Here is an 18,674-nt window from a genome sequence, read left to right as displayed (position 1 = left end):
ATATACAGCCGATACCTTAACGTTATAAATCAACATTTTCCTATAAGCCTTTTTCTTTATTAAACAAACGGGCATGTTAGTTGAAGAAGGACAATATATTATTTCTAGAATAAAAAGATAAATAATTGGGATTAAGGAAGCGGTGAGATTAATAGCACAGAAAATCAATTTATTTTTAGATAATAAAACTGAAAGAAGCATAATCAACAGACTACGGAGTGAGGGTTGTGTCTTTGCTGTAGAAGAAACACAGTTACTTACCTCTGAAGCTAGAAGTATAGAGGATTTAATGAAAATGGTAGAAAAACGAGTAAGTGGTTTACCGCTTGAATACGCGCTTGGGTTTACGAAGTTTTGTGGGCTACGAATAGAAGTAGAACGGGGAGTTTTTATACCACGTCGACGTACGGAGTTTCTAGTTCAACAAGCAAAAATTTTAACCCGCCCATATGATATTGTTTTGGATTTATGTTGCGGGTCTGGTGCTATTGGCGCTGCAATTGCAACCGACCTTAAAAAGATTTTATTACACTCCGTTGATATTGACCCCGTTGCTGTACGATGTACTTCCCGTAACATAACTAAGATCGGTGGTCACGTCTATCAAGGTGACTTATATGATGCTTTAGCTGATTCATTGAGAGGTCGAGTGAACATCATAGTGGCTAACGCACCTTACGTTCCTACTGATTCAATAAAGCTGCTTCCTCAAGAAGCACGTTTATATGAACCGAAAGTGTCGCTTGATGGAGGGAAGGATGGACTAGACCTTCAGCGAAAGGTTGTAGAAAAGGCTTCTCACTGGCTTATTCCTGGAGGACATCTATTGATAGAGACGAGTGAAATTCAGGCTACTCAAACTTTAGAAATTTTTGCAAATGTTGGGCTAATTACCAAAATAGCTAGAGATGATAAATTAGATGCAACAGTTGTTATTGGAAGAAATCCTTAAACTAATGATGACACGTAAATTTGAAATTAACCCCAAATCCTTGTTCAACTAAAGGGGACATTAGATTAACAAGACATGTATTTATGATCTTCCACAAAAGGGCGCTTTCCTGTAACAAGGACGAGTGCTTATTTTCATTTTAGGACCATATAATGGCGTAAGAAGTTATTGAACGGACAGGTTAGTTTAATAAAAACACATAGATAGTTTTATGTATTTTTATGGTACATTCTAGTAGTAGGGTATTGTTCCAAATTTAATTGCTTGGGAGGAGGTTGCGTTTGTTGATAATGATAATGATACTTTTAATTATTTCAATTTCAGTTCCTTTATATGCCTTTATCAGAATGGTTCGGAGTTTTACTAGGAAGACGAAGTCACATGATGTTAAGGGTGGGTCAGTCAAAATTAAAGCAATTGATTGCTATTATTCCATGGTAATTTTATGTTTATTTATGTTTGGTTTTTTTCTAAATGGTAGTGCCGTGGATGCTGGTGAGCAATTGCATATATTTGATTTAAATGGTGTAAAGGTAGATGGATATGCTTCTCTTTCCAACGAATATATAGCATCTGTTGTTGTCTTATTGACATTGGGTATGTTTTCCTTTTGGGTCGTAAGTCTTAACGATGGGTCACTTTCGCCGGTTGTGTATGTGATATGTAGTACATTAATGATATCTAATATCATATTTGCAATTGTCTATCTTACTCATACAGGTTTTTCACATGATGGTGAAGAACTTACGGTCCTCCTACTGCAAATTAGCTTTTTATCATTATTATTTTTATATATCGCAAGGTTGAAAGATTCTCTGAATAATTTTCTTGATAGCCAGAATGAAAAAGAGGCAGAGGACAATAATAAATTCATTTTATTTCTCTACAGAATATCTAATAACTATCAAAGGATGTCAAAAATATGGGCAATATGTTTTTTTCCAATTTTGGTCATCATCCAATTAATTTTGATCTTGTTTGGACAACGACCAGATAGCTTTATCCGGGTGTTCCTTGAGACAAGCTCTTTCAACTATTCGAATATCCCTGCGCCAAAACCAGTGATAGTAGAGGGTGACGGGCATTATTTGTGTACGGTCTCTGCTAAAGGGCATAAAAACTTGGTCAATCCGATCAGAGCTGGCATTAGAAGAGGACAAAGAATCCCCGTGAATCGCCAGCTGCTGATTGCTAACGCATTCGAGAACATTCTAGAACAATATATGCCAAGCTTCCATAAAGTCATCCGTAACTTTTACGACAGATATGGCTATCCAATAAGTAGGCATATAAATTCAAAATGGTCCGCAGACATCATTTATCTCTTAATGAAGCCTTTAGAATGGTTCTTCATTGTTGTGCTATATACGGTAGACAAAAAACCAGAAAACAGAATTCATATGCAATATAGTGAGTTGAGAAAGTGAAAGAAATAAAACGGTTCACATTGTGGTATTCGCTTTTTATTAAGTAGTTTATTTAATGATTGATTAGATATGATGAGAGAAGAATGGATGAGTAAATATAATAAAAAGTTGCTTTTAATGGCCGTTGCTATTCAACAAACGAGGCAAAAACGGAAAATCATAATGTATGTCTTTCAGATTATCTCGATATCGAGTCTTCAAGAAAAGGGCGCGATTCTGTAACAAGGATTTGCATCTATTTCTTTATTGGGCCGCATCATTTGTCAATTACTTTAAGTATCATGGAAGGTGAAATTAATGACTATCGAGATTAGAACCATTCAACCTTCAGATTATAAATATCTAGTCGATCTGTTGAGTGAATTAGGTTATCCAACAACTTTAGAAGATTTAAATATGAGATTTGATTTATTACAAAAACATGGAGATTATGAAACTTTAGTGGCTGTAAAAAATAATCAAGTTTTAGGTTTTGCAGGGGTATGTAAGGCACTTGCTTTTGAATTCAGTGGTATATATGTCCGTATACTTGCTTTTATTGTAAGTTCAAATCAACGAAAGCAAGGAATAGGAACAAAGCTATTAAAAGCCTGTGAAGAATGGGCAATCATGCAAGGTGCGGAAACAATAACTTTAAATAGCGGCAATCGAGAAGAACGTCAAATGGCACATAACTTTTACGTAAGTAATGGTTATGTAGGTAAAAGTACAGGATTTTCAAAAAAGATAAATTAAGTTATAACTCTACAAGAATCGGTCGCGATTTTTGTATAAGCTCTACTTTTCTGATTCAACTAACGTGTGCTTAAATTCTACAGGATTTATAAAGCATACAAAATAAACCTAATAAACGTTCACAAATCAAAGTCAGGTAACAAAACACCCAATACAATTGAATTAGGTGTTTTCTTTTGGCTGCTTATAATCAGTATGTCCCAAAATCTCGTTTTGGTAGCTTTTTGTTCAACTAACGAAGCAGTTTAGCTGAAGTAGAAATAAGTTCAAAAGGGGTGAAATGGAGTGAGTAAAAATAAAAAACGATATAAAAAAGTAAGTGGCAAAGTAATACATGGCACGACTGCTGAAGAACGATTTAAAGAAATTCACGGAGTAACAATTGAGGAATGGAATGCAAAACAAGAAGAAGAGTTTATAGCTAAAACAGGAATGAGTTACGATGAATGGTATATAAAACAGGTTAATTCTTCAACACCAATTGATTATCTTAAAAATCGTAATGGTGCTGTTTCACAGGATGATGTAGAACTGGTGAAGGATTTACAAAAGTTAGGTTTGAATGATTGTGTGATAAATGTATTACTGGATTATGTGAAAATTGTTAGTAAAATTGGCTTTATTCACTCGTTGGTAAGAGAAATGGGTGAAATTTGGCTCAAGAAAAATGTCTTAACTATTGAAAGTGCAATAGCCTTTGTTAGGGAAGAATGGAAGAACTAGAGTCTCAAAAATACATTCTCCAACTTCAGGTGCCTTATTGAACAAACGGAGCAGATTATTTGAAGAAGAAAATGGGAGTTTTTATATCGCATTTGACTCAAATTGCGAAACAAAAAAATGAACTGTGCCAAAAGGACAGTTCAATCTATAGGTATTATTTTACATTCTTTAGAGGGGAAATGATATTGTTATAAAAAAACCTTTCCCATTTAGCTAACAAACCTTTCCCATTTTCACCACGTTGTATTTCAATTTCATGGTTTTTATGAAATTCTGCTATTCGTTTATTATGTTTTTTATGCCATTGATGGAGAGCTGCTTGTTTCATTTTTATTCCTCCTCCGATTATTACTATAATTATATCTCTAGGATTGATAATTACAAAGTTATATTAACCAACAAGTTTTGATAAAAAGAAGCAAAATTTATGGAGAAAATTACGCAACGAAATACGGAGGTGCGTTATTGGGAATAGAACATGAAGAAGAACAATTTCGTAGTACGACCATAATGTGTAATAAATGAGAAATTGCTTATTCAACTAACGCGGCAGGATAGTTGAATAAGATCAGATAAAAGAAAAACTAAGTGAGGATTGATTGCTTTGAATTCGATTAGAAAAGCCTACGGTTATGTAACAAGAATTAAAGATGGAAAAATACAGGTATTAGTTTTTCAACATCCGATTTCTGAAGCAGGGATACAGATACCTAAAGGTACAGTAAATGCCGAAGAAGATACTTATAATGCAGTAATTAGGGAAGTTAAAGAAGAAACAGGATTAATAAACTTTGAGGTTGAGAACTTAATTGCAGAAGATTATTGGGAAAATGATGATGGTGCTGTACATAATAGGTTTTTTTACAAGATAAATGTATCAAGTAATTTAGATATGTGGGATTACGAACCGACAGGGGGAGGGGATGAAGAAGGACTAACGTTCCATTATTTTTGGATATCATCAAAGGATGAGGTTGAACTTATACGAGGGCACGGTGATTATTTAAACCTAATCTTTATCTAATTCTTCTTCAAGTAACAGAGGCGATTGTTCAATTAGAGCAGTCGCTTCTTGTGCTAACGCAGCAGTTAAATTTAATATAATAATTGGTGAAATTAAATTAAATATGTTAAAATTATCCAAATAGGGATGTTCCTGAATCCATTTTAGCTGAAATTAAACAATAGATACTTCACAAACGGATTGCTTTAGGATAGCCTTTTCTTCTTGAACTAACGTGGCAGGTTAGTTGAACAAATACATTGAATTAGCTAATCAATTTGAAGTAAAAAGTAAAGGATGATGATAATTATAGAAGCATTTGATGGATTTTTTTATGGTCTAATACAAAAACGTTAGAAAAATTAACAGATAAGATTTTAGAGAAACAAGAAATGCAGTATAAATTATTAGGAAATAAAATCGAACTTAATTGATAAATTAGAATAGAAGATTGTATTTTATAAAAGGCATAATAATATTTTTCCTAATTCAACTAACGGAGCAGATTAGTGATAGAAGGACTTAGAATCTTGTTTAGATATGGATATAAAGAAATGGGGGAAGTAGTATGTTCATAATTAGAACAATTATTTTATGGATTATTATATCAACTATCATTAATGCATATTTAATGACATTACCCATACCTGTTTTACGAAAAAGAAATTATCCGGCTAACTATCTAATTAAACGAAATAATAGGATAGAAATACAAAAAAATAGGGAGTGTGCAGCATTTTCAACAGCGTATGTGCTGCGTCATTTTGGAATGGAGGCCGATGGTGAAGAGTTATATACTAATTTCCCTAGTAAAACGAGGTCAGGCAATGTATATCCAAAGGGAATCCGTACGGTGTTAAGAAAAAAGGGATATAAAACAAACTATTATAAAGGAAATATTAATACATTAAAGTACGAAGTTAGTAAAGGAACTCCCGTAATTGTTTTTATTAAAGTACATAAGAATCACAATAATTTGCATTTTGTCCCTGTCGTAGGGTATGACAAGGAGTATATCTATCTTTCAGAATCATTAAGGCATCTGGTGAGTTGTAATGATGATAACAATAGCTATAATCGAAAAGTTCCTATTAATGAATTTGGGGAATTGTGGGATATAAAAAATATTAATATGCTTCTTTATAGCAATACTTATATAACCGTAGACGCAACACAGAGCAAATATTAAGGAAGCTTGCAGTGATAAACTTTTTGTAGTAGTGAATGAGTTCATATGTTGTATTAAAGGGTAGATGTATATACAGGTATACACTCTGGTTTATCTATTAAAATCTTTAATTTTCTTATAGAAATAACAGGACAGCAATCCTGTAAAAAAATATGAACGTTTTACTCCTGTCATCAGTCTAATAAGTAAAGGGGGCGAGAAAATAGACGAACGCGAGCTAGCAAAGCGTGCAATTGCTGGAGATGAACAGGCATTTCTACAGCTTCTTTCCCTTTATGAAGGTGCATTATATCGTACATCACATAGCTATTTGAAAAATGAACATGATGCCATTGAAGCATATCAAGAAATGACATACCGCAGCTTAAAAAATATACATAAGTTGAAAGAACCGAACTATTTAAAAACGTGGTTAATTCGCATCTTGATCAATATTTGCCTTGATATGAAATTAAAGCAATCACGTTTGGTATTAACAAATGAAATCGAGCAAATGATTTAGCCGATATCATTACGAAACTTCCACTAGCGGAGCAGCAACTCATCCATTTGAAATATTTTGAGCAATACAAGAACAGTGAAATCGCGGAAGTTCAAAATATTCCAGAAGGTACAGTGAAATCTAGGCTCCATAAAACATTGCGTAAATTGCGTGGCATGGTTGGGGAAAGGAGTGAATGGGAATGACGAACTGGGACGATGAAAAAATGCACCAACTGACTGAACAACTAAATGAAATTTCTGTACCAAAACAGGCGTTAGAGCAAGCGCGTATCAATGCCCAACGACAAAATCGACGGCACCGAAAAAAAATCCGTCGTACGTGGCAAACGGTGGCTCTTATAGTGACAATCTTCTTTGTTTTTGTTACATCTGTTCGTGTATCACCAGCCTTTGCAAATGCGGTGTCCAAAATTCCTGGTTTGTCGCCAATCATCGAATTGATAGCGTTTGACAAAGGTTTAGAGGATATTGTCGCGAATGACTACTACGAGGAAATCTTAATGAGTGAAACCCAAAATGAACTGACTTTTACGTTACTTGGTGTCATTGCGGATGAAACCGGCATGCTGCTCTCTTACAAAATCGCATCACCAAATGATTTACAAGGACTAACATTAGACCATTTAGAACTGGAACTAATGCACGGTGGTAATCCGATCGAGGCGGGTGTTGGCTATGGCTGGACTGCACATTATGAGCCTATATATGAAATCGAAAATACAATTAATGTGACCGCAACAGAGCCAATAGATTATTCAAATCGAAATTTTGAACTAAACTTTAAATTGCAAAAAGGGCAGGAAATGACTTTTAGTATTCCATTTACATTAAAAAAAGAAATTGTTAAAACGAAACATTATGTAGTGGATGAAAAAGTAATGGTGGATGGGCAAACAATCGAAGTAAAAAGCCTAGAGATATCGCCGTTGCGTGCCGGGATTAAAATTGCCATAGATCCGAATAATACGATGCAAATTTTACAATTTAACGAAATGAAGCTGATTGATGAAAAAGGCGAGGATTGGGGAAAGATTCAAAATGGTACAATAGGGTTCGGTGGAATTCGAGACGGAGTGGTCACTCTTTTTATGCAAAGTAATTATTTCCGTGAGCCTAAAAATTTGACGCTTGTTATTCCTGAAATAGAGGCATTGCCAAAAGGCGAGGATTTCATTACGGTTGATTTTGACAAACAACAAGTGCTGTATCAACCTGAAATACTTGATTTTACGATTCAATTTAAAAATAGAAATACGTTTTTCTATCTGATTCGTGATGTTAATAAACAGACAACTTTCTTTAGCCAAGGCGTAGATGCTGAAGGCAAAGCTGTATTTGAGCGTTCGAGTTGGCGTAGTGAATCCGACAATCTATACGAAGTTGGTTCTCAATTTGAAGCAAATGAAGGAGTAATGATAAATCCGGTTAAGATAATGGTCAATAGTTTCCCGAATTATTTAAAAGGGGAGTTAAAGGTGGAAGTGCCGTTAGGGGAATAACTGTATATTTTCCATATAAAACCCCGCTACACAATTCAACAACTATGGTTCTTAGGCAAGTATATAATTTGAAAAAGAGACGGAAATTTCAAAATCCACTTGCTTTTTAAAATCCACTTATGTAAAATGAATTCTAATTTAATCTAATAAATTCGATGAAAAAGAAAAGTAATCTATCTGGGATGTCAAGCGAGTTAGGGTTGGTGTGAGCCTAATACTGAAAAGATGGACGAAACGCACTTTGGAGAAATTTCTTGAAATAAAGTAGAGAAAATCGGGGAAGTCACCTCGTTAATAACAGAAAGCGGTCACTTTTGTGGCAACTAGAGTGGTACCACGGGAATCCAAGCTTCTCGTCTCTTTTATTTAGAGACGGGGAGCTTTTTTATTTTGGGGAGGAAAATGACATGAAGACAAAATTAGCACAGGTTATCGCAACTGCACTACAAGACAGCTTGACGATTGAAGAAGTGGAAGCGTTACTCGAAACACCGAAGCATGCTCAGTTAGGCGATGTGGCATTTCCTTGTTTTATTTTAGCGAAAAAATATAAAAAATCACCGCATACCATTGCAAGCGAATTAGCTATAAAAATCCATGGGACATTTATTCAAGAAGTACGTGTGGAAAATGCCTATATCAATGTATTTTACAATCAATTACAAATCGCGCAGGACATTGTAACACAAGTGCTAGTGCAACAAAGTCGTTATGGCACGAAAGAAAAAAATGGCCAAAAAGTGGCGATAGATTTTTCGTCGCCGAATATTGCCAAGCCATTCTCAATGGGCCATTTGCGTTCAACAGTGATTGGTCATGCACTTGCGAATATCGCGGAGAAGCAGGGCTATGAAGCGAATCGTATCAATCATTTAGGAGACTGGGGCACGCAATTTGGAAAGTTGATTGTTGCGTATAAATTATGGGGCAATAAAGAAGCAATCGAACAAAATCCAATTACTGAATTACTGAAAATTTATGTAAAATTCCATGATGAAGCAGAGCAAGATGACGCGCTAAATGATCAAGCGCGACAGGCATTTAAGGCACTAGAAGATGGAAATGAAGAAGCAACGGCATTGTGGAAGTGGTTCCGAGATGCATCTTTAAGTGAATTTAATGCGATTTATTCGATGCTCGGTGTACACTTTGATTCTTATAATGGAGAGGCATTCTATAATGATAAAATGCAGCCTGTCGTTGAGGAATTAACAGCGAAGGCTTTGCTCGAACAATCTGATGGCGCGATGGTTGTTAAGTTGGAGGGTATGCCACCTTCTTTAATTATGAAAAAGGATGGTGCAACATTGTATGCGACACGTGATTTAGCGGCTGCGATTTATCGTTACAACACGTATCAACCTGCAAAAGTATATTATGTAGTAGGCAATGAACAATCACTTCATTTCAAGCAATTATTTGCAGTGTTACAAAAAATGGGCCATACTTGGGCAGCGAATTATGAGCATATACCATTTGGGATGATGTTAAAAGACGGCAAGAAAATGTCGACACGTAAAGGAAAAGTAGTACTGCTTGCAGATGTGTTACGCGAAACGATTGAGGCAGTGACAAAAAATATTGAAGTGAAAAATCCACAGTTGCCGAATAAAGCACAAGTAGCAAATGAAATTGGTATTGGCGCGGTGATTTTTAATGACCTAAAAAATGATCGTATGAATGATATCGAATTTTCAATTGAAAAAATGGTGACATTTGAGGGGGAAACAGGCCCTTATGTGCAATATACGAATGCACGAATCCAAACACTACTCAGCAAAGGGCATTTTGAACTGGATGCCGAGCCGATTTTGCGTTTAGACGAGGAAGCATGGGAAATTATAAAGCTTTTAGGAACGTTTCCAGCAGTTATTGAGACGGCCTTCATACAAGCAAGCCCAGCTGTTATTGCGAAGTTTAGCTTAGGTTTATCAAGAAGTTTCAATAAATATTACGCCAACACGAAATTTTTAACAAATGATCTGCAGGAAAAAGATCGTTTGAAAATAGCGAATACTGTGTCGATCCTTTTAGAAGAAAGTTTACGTTTGTTGGGGATTAAAGCGCCAAAAGAGATGTAGGGTGTCATCTTCCTTACCGTGTAAACGAACTTTCTAAGGGCAATGCTATTGTGACAATTAGCCGCGGATAATAAATTTGAATTAAAAATGTTTGAACTAGAGGGAATCCTATGTGAGATCAATCTTGCATAGGGAATCTTTTTTTTATGTCGTATTAGGCATAATGCTAGTATCGTACACGGGTGCATTTATGATAGATTTCGAACTAAGTGTACAGCGTAGGTAAAGTAAATCCGTTGAAATCTAAATCAAAGATGCGACATCCATTTCAATGTCGGCATTTTTTGCATACATATAACAATCGATGCTTTTTTAGTCTGTAAATTTCAGTAAAGATATAAAAATTAATTAGAAATTTATTTTTATATTTTATTCTTATTATTATAAACTGAAAGGAGTAGTCTATGAAAAAAGTATTGAGAGTGATAAAGAAAATAGCTGTGTTGTTTATTGCCACCATCTTGCTTGGGTTAGTATCGATTTTTATTTATCATAATTATCAGTTAGGAAAAGAAGCAACACTTATTAAAAGTAAGGGAACCCTCGTTAATGTAAATAATAAAAATATTAACGTTTATAATGAAGGTAATGGTAAGGACACGTATGTATTTATGTCGGGTTCCGGGATTGCTGCGCCTGTTTATGAAATGAAGGGCCTTTATAGCAAGTTTTCACAAGAAAATAAGATTGCTGTTGTTGAAAGAGCAGGATATGGCTATAGTGATGTTTCTAACGATGGTCGAGACATTGATAAAATACTAGAGCAAACTCGAAAAGTACTCATTCAAAGTGGAAATAACCCCCCGTACGTTTTAGTGCCACACTCGTTATCAGGATTGGAAGCAATTTACTGGGCTCAAAAATATCCAGATGAAGTGAAAAGTATTATTGCATTGGATATTGGTTTACCGCATCAATATGTAACACATAAAATGGGCCTAGTTGATTCATTAGCCGTAAGAGGCATCAATATGTTAACCAAAATTGGTGTTCATCGACTTTTTCCTTCTACTACTTTTAATCCTGAAGTGATCGAGCAAGATTTTTTAACTGATCATGAAAAAGAACTCTATAAAGCGCTATCCTTTAAGCAAACCTTTAATGATGATATGGTGCAAGAGCTTTTACAGAGTTACGAAAATAGCAAAAAATCGGTTAACCTACCGATACCAAAGGAAACACCTATCTTATTTTTAGATGCGGTTGCTGATCAAAATAAAAATTCGAAATATACAAAGCAAAAAAGTAAAGATTATGAAGAATTTGCAGAACAATTAAATGTAGCAGATGTTATAAAAATTGAAGGTACGCACAGCATTTATTTATACGAGCCAGAAGAGATTTATAAGCTGTCTACCAAATTTATTAAAAAAAATGAAAGGCCTATGTGATGAAAGAATACAATATTTTAGTTGTTGAAGACGATGTAATGATTGGCGATTTATTGCAAAAAATTTTGCAACGCGAAGGATACCATGTATGTTGGAAATCAGATGGAAAAGAAGTGCTTGATATCATTCATAAGATGGATTTAGTCATTATGGATGTAATGTTGCCAGGTGATGATGGCTATCAAATGACCAAGAAAATAAAAAAGCTAGGATTAAATATTCCGATTATTTTTCTATCTGCCCGCAATGATATGGAGAGTAAACTACAAGGTTTGACAATTGGAGAGGATTATATGAGTAAGCCTTTCGATCCTAGAGAACTTCTTTTAAGAATAAAGAAAATGCTCGAAAACCAATATGGTACATTTACACAAATAAGACATTTATCTATTGATGCTGAGCTTAGAAGGGTGTTCAGCGAAAGTCTGCATAATGAAGTTGCCTTTACTGCCATTGAACGAAAGATATTTTTCTATTTATATGAAAATAGGGATAGAATTTTGACGAAGGATCATTTCTTTGAATATTTATGGCCTCTCGAAGATAGAAATCAAAATATCGTGAATGTTCACATGAAAAAAATCAGAACAAAAATCAATGATAACTCAGGTGAAATACTTCAAAATATATATGGAGAAGGGTATAGATTAAATACCTATAAGAAGAAATGAAACTAAAAAAGAAATATCGGCTATTATTACTCTCAGCCATTATCAGTGTGCCGTTGTTATTACTAGCAATTAGTGTTTTTATGTCAATCATTTATGAAGTTGTTTTTAAAACGAAAAACAAGGGTATTCCATTTCATGAATCTTTTGCTTATCCCACAATGCTAGTCGTATTCTGTCTATCGCTTTTATTATTAGCCTTGTTGTTTTCGAAATCGATTAACGCACTCCTAAATAAAATTAATATATTGAATACAACGATTCGCGATTTAGCAAGTGATGAAAAGATTCCAAGTACATTAGAGGTTACCAATAATGATGAAATAGGAGAACTTATCCGGTCGGTCAATGTATTAATCGAAAGAACAACGTATAGAGAGTTGGAAATGAAGCAACAAGCAGAAATACAAAAAGAGCTGCTAAACAAATTAAGGCACGACATCAATACACCGTTAACAGCTATCAAATTACAATTATTTTATTTAGAAGGTCAATATACACTTTCAGCACCGATACTAGATTCACTCTATCAACAAATACAATATATTGCTGATTTAACGAATGAATTTAATATACAAAACACAGATACGTTAGAAAGTTCATATATTTTGAATGATGAAGTTAACCTAAATGATTTAGTAGAAACCATGCTTAAAAAGTGGAGTTATTTGTATAGTATCCATGATATTGAATTAATATATCAACCAGTAAATAAAGGTTTGATATGGACGAGTAGCGAGCTATGGATACAAAGGATATTTGATAACATTTTTCAAAATACATTGAAGCATGCAAAAGCTACCAAACTTGAGGTGAGCATTGAAAATAATGTTGTTATTTTAAGTGATAATGGTATTGGTTTTGATGTTAATCGTAAACATGAGGGGCTAGGATTAAAGATTATTGAGGATATCACAAGAATTCTCAATATAAACTATACTGTACAGTCGAATGAAAATGGGACTATTTATAGAATACAGAAACCTGGTAAATGAACAATACACGCGCACTGCTGCGGGAAGTATGGACATTAAACTATACGAATGGTGCGGAAATTCGTGAGGAGGATGAAATCATGTTGGAGTCATTCAAATGAGATTCCGCACCGGTGTTGTTACGGATCCTACTGCCCAAATCATGAAGAAGAATACAAGAAGATCTGCATTCGTTAATTTTCAGACTGGCAGGTCTTTTAATTTTGTCCTCATTAAAAAGAAAATTCAACTCGCAATAAAAAGAAAATAAAAAATGATTCTTTGCCGTTGACATTATACCTTGCGGGGTATATTATAAGTCATGTAAGCAAGAGCAATACGCTTTTGAAGAAAGGGTGAGGACATTGCAATATGATCCAAAAGTTTCTCATCGCTTAAATAGAATTGAAGGGCAGCTTCGTGGAGTACTTCGTATGATGGAAGAAGAACAAGATTGTAAGGAAGTCATTACACAGCTCAGTGCTATTCGTTCCGGTGTTGACCGGACAATCGGTGTCATTGTAACAAACAATTTAATGGATTGTGTCGTCAATGCGGAAGGTGACGAGGCACAGCTGAATACAGTCGTCCAGCAAGCGATGGATTTAGTTATAAAAAGTCGATAACCTCGGCTATATATTTTTCACAAAAATTATACCTATACGGGTATATGGGTACAGGAGGAAGGAATGGAAAAGAAAAGAACGACAATCGTTTTATTTAGTGGAGATTACGATAAAGCGATGGCCGCTTACATTATTGCGAATGGTGCAGCAGCCTATGATCATGAAGTAACAATCTTCCATACATTCTGGGGAATTAATGCATTGCGTAAACAAGAGTCAGAAGAAGTGAAAAAAGGGTTCTTAGAAAAAATGTTCGCTAAAATGATGCCAAAAGGTGCTGAAAAATTAGGTTTATCTAAAATGCAAATGTTGGGCATGGGTCCTAAAATGATCAAGCATGTGATGAAAAAGCATAATGCACTAACTTTAACGCAGCTGATCGATATGGCTCAAGAGCAAGACATAAAACTTGTAACATGTACGATGACAATGGATTTACTAGGACTTCAACAAGAAGAACTAATTGATAATATCGATTATGCAGGAGTCGCCGCGTATTTAGCTGATGCTGAAGAAGGTACAGTCAACCTGTTCATTTAAAGGAGGAACCTATGGAAACACTCATTATTATTGCAATAGTTGTCGCCTTCTTCGTTTGGAGAATGAAACCAGCTAAAGGAACGAAAGCAATTTCTACGAGCGAACTCAAAACCATTTTAAATGACAAAGATAAATATTTCCTTGATGTGCGTACACCAGCTGAATTTAAAGGGCGTAACATTAAGCAATTTAAAAATATGCCATTAGGTTCAGATTTTTCGAAAGTGCCAAAAGATAAGGAAATCGTTGTTATTTGTCAAAGTGGCATACGCTCAAGTCAAGCGTGCAAACAGTTAAAAAAATTGGGGTATGAAAAAGTAACAAATGTCCGTGGCGGCATGAGTGCCTTTTAACTTGCTTCAGCAGAAGGTTCCTACTTCTATAAGTGAGGGATGAATGTTAAATATACAAATTTATTCAGTGGGGATTCGAACCCCGGCGGATGTCACAGATTTTTTGTGAGTGCTTTCGAGCAAGCTCGAAAAAAATCTGGACGCAATTACGCCGAGGCGTAATTGATAGGAGGAAATGAAATTGAAATCAATGACAACAACAGAACTACAGCAACGTTTAGAAGCTGGGGAACAAATCCATTTAATCGACGTACGTGAAGTGGGCGAGGTACAAGAAGGGCATATTCCAGGTATCGTTAATATTCCACTTGGATTATTAGAATTCCGTATGCATGAACTTGATAAAAGTAAAGCGTATGTAATGGTTTGTCGTTCTGGAGGGCGCAGTGGTCAAGCTACATCAATTTTAGACGCACAAGGCTATGATGTAACAAATATGACAGGTGGCATGCTTAATTGGGCTGGAGAAGTGAAATGATTTTCTAGTTAAAAATCTCCAGATGTTTCGTACATCTGGAGTAAATTATAAATAAAAACATACCCCATGCGGTATTTAGGAGAGAATATAATGGCAATTAAAGCAGATATGCAATTGGATGCAAAGGGTTTAGCATGTCCAATGCCGATCGTTCGCACAAAAAAGGCGATGAATGAGTTAACTGAAGGCCAGGTTTTAGAAGTGCTAGCAACAGATAAAGGCTCAAAAGCGGATTTAGCTGCATGGTCTAAAACAGTTGGCCATCAATATATCGGCACAACGGAAGACGGCGACGTTCTGATTCATTACATTCGTAAATGCAATCCTGAAACGAGTGAAGTGGCTGAAAAAACATTCGAACAAACGATTTCAAATGAAGATATCGTTGGGAAAAAAGGCATCGTACTAGATGTTCGTGAAGCAGCTGAATATGCATTCGGTCACGTTTCAGGTGCCGTTTCTATGCCAATTGGTGAGCTAGAAGCACGCATGAAGGAACTCGACATGGATCAAGAAATTTATGTCATTTGCCGTACAGGTACACGTTCTGATATGGGCGCACAAACTTTAGCAAACGCAGGCTATACAAAGGTTTACAATGTACTACCAGGAATGACCGGCTGGACTGGCGAATTAGAAACATCTATTTAATAGTATTAAATCATAGGAGGAATTGATAATGTCAAACAAAGTGGCAATCATCGCATCTAACGGTGGATTATTCGATGCGTATAAAGTATTCAATATTGCAACAGCAGCGGCAGCTACTGAAAAGGAAGTACAAATTTTCTTTACTTTTGAAGGATTAAACTTAATCCATAAGCAAGCAATGCATGTATTAAAAATGCCAGCGGGTAAAGAGCATTTTGCACAAGGTTTTGCAGATGCAAACGTACCATCCATTTCACAATTAGTTGAAATGGCACAACAATTAGGCGTTAAATTTATCGCATGCCAAATGACAATGGACGTAATGGGCTTAACCAAAACGGATTTCGTTGAAGATATTGAAGTGGGCGGCGCAGTAACATTCCTAGAATTTGCGAAAGATGCAGCGCCAGCGTTAACGTTCTAATGAAAAGGCAGTGAGTGAAAGTTTGCTCACTGCAAAAAAATCCAAAAAATAATACCTGCGGAGGTAATTCTACATGACAGTAGCTAAATGGACGGCGGCAGATGTAGCGCGTAAAGTAATCGATAATCAAGAATTATTCATTTTAGACGTGCGTAATGCAGATGCATTTGAAGACTGGAAAATCGATGGTCACCAATTTGACTATTTAAACATTCCTTACTTCGATTTATTAGACGGAGTAGAAGAAGTTTTATCTGAAATACCTACAAATAAAGACGTATTAGTCGTTTGTGCAAAGGAAGGCTCTTCTATTATGATCGCTGAAATGCTATCAGAGGCTGGTCGTGAAGTGGCGTATTTAGAAGGGGGGATGAAATCTTGGTCGATGTACCTAGAGCCAATTAAGGTAGGCGGTCTTCAAAATGGAGGGGAACTATACCAATTCGTGCGCTTAGGGAAAGGTTGTCTTTCTTACATGGTCATTTCTGAAGGAGAAGCGGCATTAATCGACGCAGTCCGCTTTACTGAAGTATTTACGAAATTTGCTGAAGAAAAAAATGTGATAATTACGCATGTATTTGATACGCATTTACACGCAGATCATATTTCTGGCGGTCGTCAAATTGCAGAGGTAACAGGTGCAACGTATTACTTACCAGAAAAAGATGCAAAAGAAGTCGTATTTGACTATACAAAATTAGAAGATGGTTTAACTGTACAGATCGGTGCTTCGAAAATTGATGTAGGTGCACTTTATTCACCAGGTCACACAATTGGCTCAACATCGTTCGTTGTCGATCACAAATATTTATTAACAGGTGATATTTTATTTATCGATTCGATTGGTCGTCCAGACTTAGCGGGCTTGGCAGAGGACTGGGTTGGTGATTTACGCGAAACATTATATAAACGTTACCGTACATTAGCGAAGGATTTAATCGTATTACCTGCACACTTCATGATCATTGAAGAGTTAAATGAAGACGGAACTGTGTCGAAACGTTTAGGTGACTTATTCGCGGAAAATCACGGTTTAAATGTGGAGGACGAGGCGATATTCCGTTCAATGGTAACGGATAATTTACCACCACAGCCAAATGCGTACCAAGAAATTCGCCATGTGAATATGGGGAAAATCACACCATCTGATGAAGAGCAAACGGAAATGGAGATTGGACCGAATCGTTGTGCTGTGCGTTAACACCGTTGATCACAAAAGCATTGCAACGCATTTGTTCCACGAGTAGTAATCTAAATTGAAATGTTATACCAATGCATGCCTTGCGCTCATAAGGCATGCAACCGTAATACACGGAAAAATCGAAAATCGCTTACAAAACAAATCAAAACGAAAAGAGGAATTTATTATGAATATAACACAAACATTAGACGCAAAAGGCTTTGCTTGTCCTATGCCAATCGTACGTACAAAAAAGGCGATTGATACTTTGAACTCGGGTGAAATTTTAGAAGTTTTAGTAACAGATAAAGGTGCAATTAATGACTTTGCTGCTTGGTCAAAAGCTGGCAGTCATACAATTTTAGAACAAAAAGAAGTAGATGGTGTCATTTATTTTTATATTCAAAAAGCATAAATGAAAATAGCGAGTAGCACGTACTACTCGCTTTTTCTAATAGAAGGAAGGTAACAAAAGATGGATTTCACCATTACGTATATTTTAGTTATTTTCGCCATCGGTTTTGTCGGTTCATTTGTATCGGGGATGCTAGGTGTTGGAGGCTCTATTATTAAATACCCGATGCTGTTATACATTCCACCAATATTCGGACTCGCATCATTTACCGCACACGAAGTATCAGGAATTAGCGCGGTGCAAGTGCTTTTTGCATCGATGGCAGGCGTATGGGCTTATCGTAAAGGTGGCTTATTAAATAAACAGTTAATTATTTATATGGGAGGAGCAATTTTAGTCGGTAGCTTCATCGGTAGTTATGGTTCAGGATTTTTGTCGGAAGAAGCGGTGAATATCGTTTACGGCACGCTTGCACTAATCGCGGCCGTGATGATGTTTGTACCAAAAAAACAGCTGGATGATCAACCGTTAAATGAAGTGACATTTAATAAACCACTTGCAGCAGGCTTAGCGCTTGTTGTAGGTATGTGTTCGGGAATTGTCGGGGCAGCAGGAGGTTTTTTACTCGTACCGATCATGCTCACTGTATTAAAAATTCCAACGCGTATGACGATAGCCACAAGTTTAGCCGTCACATTTATTTCATCCATTGGTGGAAGTGTCGGGAAATTGATGACAGGGCAAGTGGAATATTGGCCAGCATTTATAATGATTATTGCTAGTATTTTAGCAGCCCCACTCGGCGCAAAAATGGGGAAAACAATGAATACGAAAGTGCTTCAAAGCTTTTTAGCAATCCTAATTGCCGCAACAGCGATTAAAATTTGGACGGATATTCTACTTTAATTTCATTTTTCCATG

24 protein-coding genes and 1 other annotated feature are annotated in these 18,674 nt (G+C 35.9%); of the genes, 22 read left to right on the top strand and 2 right to left on the bottom strand.

The features are described from left to right. The first annotated feature begins 151 nt into the window (after positions 1-151). From CSE16_RS10760 to CSE16_RS10745, 4 genes are all read left to right on the top strand, one after another. Positions 152-952 carry a putative protein N(5)-glutamine methyltransferase gene (locus tag CSE16_RS10760; protein WP_371514650.1) on the top strand — a complete coding sequence of 267 codons (801 nt, stop codon included), beginning with the start codon at positions 152-154 and terminating at the stop codon, positions 950-952. Between the two features lie 290 nt (positions 953-1,242). Next, the gene (locus tag CSE16_RS10755) at positions 1,243-2,379 is read left to right on the top strand and encodes a DUF6688 domain-containing protein (protein ID WP_253896261.1); all 1,137 of its coding nucleotides are present in this window, start codon (positions 1,243-1,245) and stop codon (positions 2,377-2,379) included. A gap of 297 nt (positions 2,380-2,676) precedes the next feature. Then, positions 2,677-3,114: a GNAT family N-acetyltransferase gene (locus CSE16_RS10750; protein ID WP_253896064.1), complete on the top strand. Its 438-nt coding sequence runs from the start codon at positions 2,677-2,679 to the stop codon at positions 3,112-3,114. 285 nt (positions 3,115-3,399) lie between these two features. Continuing rightward, positions 3,400-3,837 carry a replication initiation and membrane attachment family protein gene (locus CSE16_RS10745; protein WP_099423898.1) on the top strand — a complete coding sequence of 146 codons (438 nt, stop codon included), beginning with the start codon at positions 3,400-3,402 and terminating at the stop codon, positions 3,835-3,837. 154 nt (positions 3,838-3,991) lie between these two features. On the opposite strand, the gene CSE16_RS21565 is transcribed toward CSE16_RS10745, so the two are convergent. Next, positions 3,992-4,165, bottom strand: a complete 174-nt coding sequence (locus CSE16_RS21565; RefSeq protein WP_172954379.1) for a hypothetical protein — start codon at positions 4,163-4,165, stop codon at positions 3,992-3,994. 276 nt (positions 4,166-4,441) lie between these two features. On the opposite strand from CSE16_RS21565, the gene CSE16_RS10740 reads away from it, so the two are divergent. Further along, positions 4,442-4,861, top strand: a complete 420-nt coding sequence (locus tag CSE16_RS10740; protein ID WP_099423897.1) for an NUDIX hydrolase — start codon at positions 4,442-4,444, stop codon at positions 4,859-4,861. Here the strand turns inward: CSE16_RS10740 and CSE16_RS22055 are convergent. After that, entirely contained in the window at positions 4,847-4,981 is a 135-nt protein-coding gene (locus CSE16_RS22055; protein WP_256376285.1) for a hypothetical protein, read from the bottom strand. The genes CSE16_RS10740 and CSE16_RS22055 overlap by 15 nt on opposite strands. A gap of 427 nt (positions 4,982-5,408) precedes the next feature. Between CSE16_RS22055 and CSE16_RS10735 the strand changes: the two genes are divergently transcribed. From CSE16_RS10735 to CSE16_RS10660, 17 genes are all read left to right on the top strand, one after another. Further along, on the top strand, positions 5,409-6,029 hold the full coding sequence (locus CSE16_RS10735) for a cysteine peptidase family C39 domain-containing protein (protein ID WP_099423896.1): 621 nt from the start codon (positions 5,409-5,411) through the stop codon (positions 6,027-6,029). Between the two features lie 310 nt (positions 6,030-6,339). Continuing rightward, positions 6,340-6,531, top strand: coding sequence for a sigma factor (locus CSE16_RS21875; protein WP_371514474.1), 192 nt, complete (start codon positions 6,340-6,342; stop codon positions 6,529-6,531). 47 nt (positions 6,532-6,578) lie between these two features. Next, positions 6,579-6,716: an RNA polymerase sigma factor gene (locus tag CSE16_RS21870; RefSeq protein ID WP_253896063.1), complete on the top strand. Its 138-nt coding sequence runs from the start codon at positions 6,579-6,581 to the stop codon at positions 6,714-6,716. After that, complete coding sequence (locus CSE16_RS10725; protein WP_157764794.1) at positions 6,713-8,032, top strand: DUF4179 domain-containing protein; 1,320 nt, start codon at positions 6,713-6,715, stop codon at positions 8,030-8,032. Before CSE16_RS21870 ends, CSE16_RS10725 begins: the two co-directional genes overlap by 4 nt. 146 nt (positions 8,033-8,178) lie before the next feature. Next, positions 8,179-8,396: a binding site (T-box leader), on the top strand. Positions 8,397-8,439: 43 nt separating this feature from the next. Next, a complete protein-coding gene (argS, locus tag CSE16_RS10720) occupies positions 8,440-10,113 on the top strand; it encodes an arginine--tRNA ligase (protein WP_099423894.1) in 1,674 nt (557 codons plus the stop codon). Between the two features lie 404 nt (positions 10,114-10,517). Continuing rightward, entirely contained in the window at positions 10,518-11,504 is a 987-nt protein-coding gene (locus tag CSE16_RS10715; protein WP_099423893.1) for an alpha/beta fold hydrolase, read from the top strand. Then, a complete protein-coding gene (locus CSE16_RS10710; RefSeq protein ID WP_099423892.1) occupies positions 11,504-12,175 on the top strand; it encodes a response regulator transcription factor in 672 nt (223 codons plus the stop codon). Before CSE16_RS10715 ends, CSE16_RS10710 begins: the two co-directional genes overlap by 1 nt. Then, the gene (locus CSE16_RS10705; protein ID WP_099423891.1) at positions 12,172-13,167 is read left to right on the top strand and encodes a HAMP domain-containing sensor histidine kinase; all 996 of its coding nucleotides are present in this window, start codon (positions 12,172-12,174) and stop codon (positions 13,165-13,167) included. Before CSE16_RS10710 ends, CSE16_RS10705 begins: the two co-directional genes overlap by 4 nt. Positions 13,168-13,511: 344 nt before the next feature. Beyond that, a complete protein-coding gene (locus tag CSE16_RS10700; protein ID WP_099423890.1) occupies positions 13,512-13,772 on the top strand; it encodes a metal-sensitive transcriptional regulator in 261 nt (86 codons plus the stop codon). A gap of 63 nt (positions 13,773-13,835) precedes the next feature. Further along, positions 13,836-14,312 (top strand): DsrE/DsrF/DrsH-like family protein, encoded by a 477-nt coding sequence (locus tag CSE16_RS10695; RefSeq protein ID WP_099423889.1) that lies wholly within the window; start codon positions 13,836-13,838, stop codon positions 14,310-14,312. An 11-nt stretch (positions 14,313-14,323) separates the two neighbouring features. Next, positions 14,324-14,665 carry a rhodanese-like domain-containing protein gene (locus CSE16_RS10690; RefSeq protein WP_099423888.1) on the top strand — a complete coding sequence of 114 codons (342 nt, stop codon included), beginning with the start codon at positions 14,324-14,326 and terminating at the stop codon, positions 14,663-14,665. Between the two features lie 181 nt (positions 14,666-14,846). After that, positions 14,847-15,143, top strand: coding sequence for a rhodanese-like domain-containing protein (locus CSE16_RS10685; protein WP_099423887.1), 297 nt, complete (start codon positions 14,847-14,849; stop codon positions 15,141-15,143). A gap of 90 nt (positions 15,144-15,233) precedes the next feature. Further along, the gene (locus CSE16_RS10680; RefSeq protein WP_099423886.1) at positions 15,234-15,794 is read left to right on the top strand and encodes a sulfurtransferase TusA family protein; all 561 of its coding nucleotides are present in this window, start codon (positions 15,234-15,236) and stop codon (positions 15,792-15,794) included. Positions 15,795-15,822: 28 nt separating this feature from the next. Then, positions 15,823-16,218, top strand: a complete 396-nt coding sequence (locus CSE16_RS10675) for a DsrE/DsrF/DrsH-like family protein (RefSeq protein ID WP_099423885.1) — start codon at positions 15,823-15,825, stop codon at positions 16,216-16,218. A 73-nt stretch (positions 16,219-16,291) separates the two neighbouring features. Then, complete coding sequence (locus tag CSE16_RS10670) at positions 16,292-17,419, top strand: MBL fold metallo-hydrolase (protein ID WP_099423884.1); 1,128 nt, start codon at positions 16,292-16,294, stop codon at positions 17,417-17,419. A 166-nt stretch (positions 17,420-17,585) separates the two neighbouring features. Then, entirely contained in the window at positions 17,586-17,813 is a 228-nt protein-coding gene (locus CSE16_RS10665; protein WP_099423883.1) for a sulfurtransferase TusA family protein, read from the top strand. Positions 17,814-17,873: 60 nt separating this feature from the next. Next, positions 17,874-18,659, top strand: a complete 786-nt coding sequence (locus CSE16_RS10660) for a sulfite exporter TauE/SafE family protein (RefSeq protein ID WP_099423882.1) — start codon at positions 17,874-17,876, stop codon at positions 18,657-18,659. Positions 18,660-18,674: the final 15 nt, after the last annotated feature.

The sequence above is a fragment of the Solibacillus sp. R5-41 genome, assembly GCF_002736105.1.
In the GTDB taxonomy this organism is placed as follows: Bacteria; Bacillota; Bacilli; order Bacillales_A; family Planococcaceae; genus Solibacillus.
The sequence above is the reverse complement of the archived record's forward strand: the minus strand, read 5'-3'. Positions and strand labels throughout refer to the sequence as shown.

Coding starts and splice junctions, on each gene's coding strand:
- CSE16_RS10710 (WP_099423892.1), top strand. CDS start 11,504: ATGAAAGAATACAATATTTTAGTTGTTGAAGACGATGTAATGATTGGC.
- CSE16_RS10695 (WP_099423889.1), top strand. CDS start 13,836: ATGGAAAAGAAAAGAACGACAATCGTTTTATTTAGTGGAGATTACGAT.
- CSE16_RS10675 (WP_099423885.1), top strand. CDS start 15,823: ATGTCAAACAAAGTGGCAATCATCGCATCTAACGGTGGATTATTCGAT.
- argS (WP_099423894.1), top strand. CDS start 8,440: ATGAAGACAAAATTAGCACAGGTTATCGCAACTGCACTACAAGACAGC.
- CSE16_RS10660 (WP_099423882.1), top strand. CDS start 17,874: ATGGATTTCACCATTACGTATATTTTAGTTATTTTCGCCATCGGTTTT.
- CSE16_RS10665 (WP_099423883.1), top strand. CDS start 17,586: ATGAATATAACACAAACATTAGACGCAAAAGGCTTTGCTTGTCCTATG.
- CSE16_RS10705 (WP_099423891.1), top strand. CDS start 12,172: ATGAAACTAAAAAAGAAATATCGGCTATTATTACTCTCAGCCATTATC.
- CSE16_RS10670 (WP_099423884.1), top strand. CDS start 16,292: ATGACAGTAGCTAAATGGACGGCGGCAGATGTAGCGCGTAAAGTAATC.
- CSE16_RS10755 (WP_253896261.1), top strand. CDS start 1,243: ATGATAATGATACTTTTAATTATTTCAATTTCAGTTCCTTTATATGCC.
- CSE16_RS10680 (WP_099423886.1), top strand. CDS start 15,234: ATGGCAATTAAAGCAGATATGCAATTGGATGCAAAGGGTTTAGCATGT.
- CSE16_RS10715 (WP_099423893.1), top strand. CDS start 10,518: ATGAAAAAAGTATTGAGAGTGATAAAGAAAATAGCTGTGTTGTTTATT.
- CSE16_RS10725 (WP_157764794.1), top strand. CDS start 6,713: ATGACGAACTGGGACGATGAAAAAATGCACCAACTGACTGAACAACTA.
- CSE16_RS10735 (WP_099423896.1), top strand. CDS start 5,409: ATGTTCATAATTAGAACAATTATTTTATGGATTATTATATCAACTATC.
- CSE16_RS10750 (WP_253896064.1), top strand. CDS start 2,677: ATGACTATCGAGATTAGAACCATTCAACCTTCAGATTATAAATATCTA.
- CSE16_RS10690 (WP_099423888.1), top strand. CDS start 14,324: ATGGAAACACTCATTATTATTGCAATAGTTGTCGCCTTCTTCGTTTGG.
- CSE16_RS21565 (WP_172954379.1), bottom strand. CDS start 4,165: ATGAAACAAGCAGCTCTCCATCAATGGCATAAAAAACATAATAAACGA.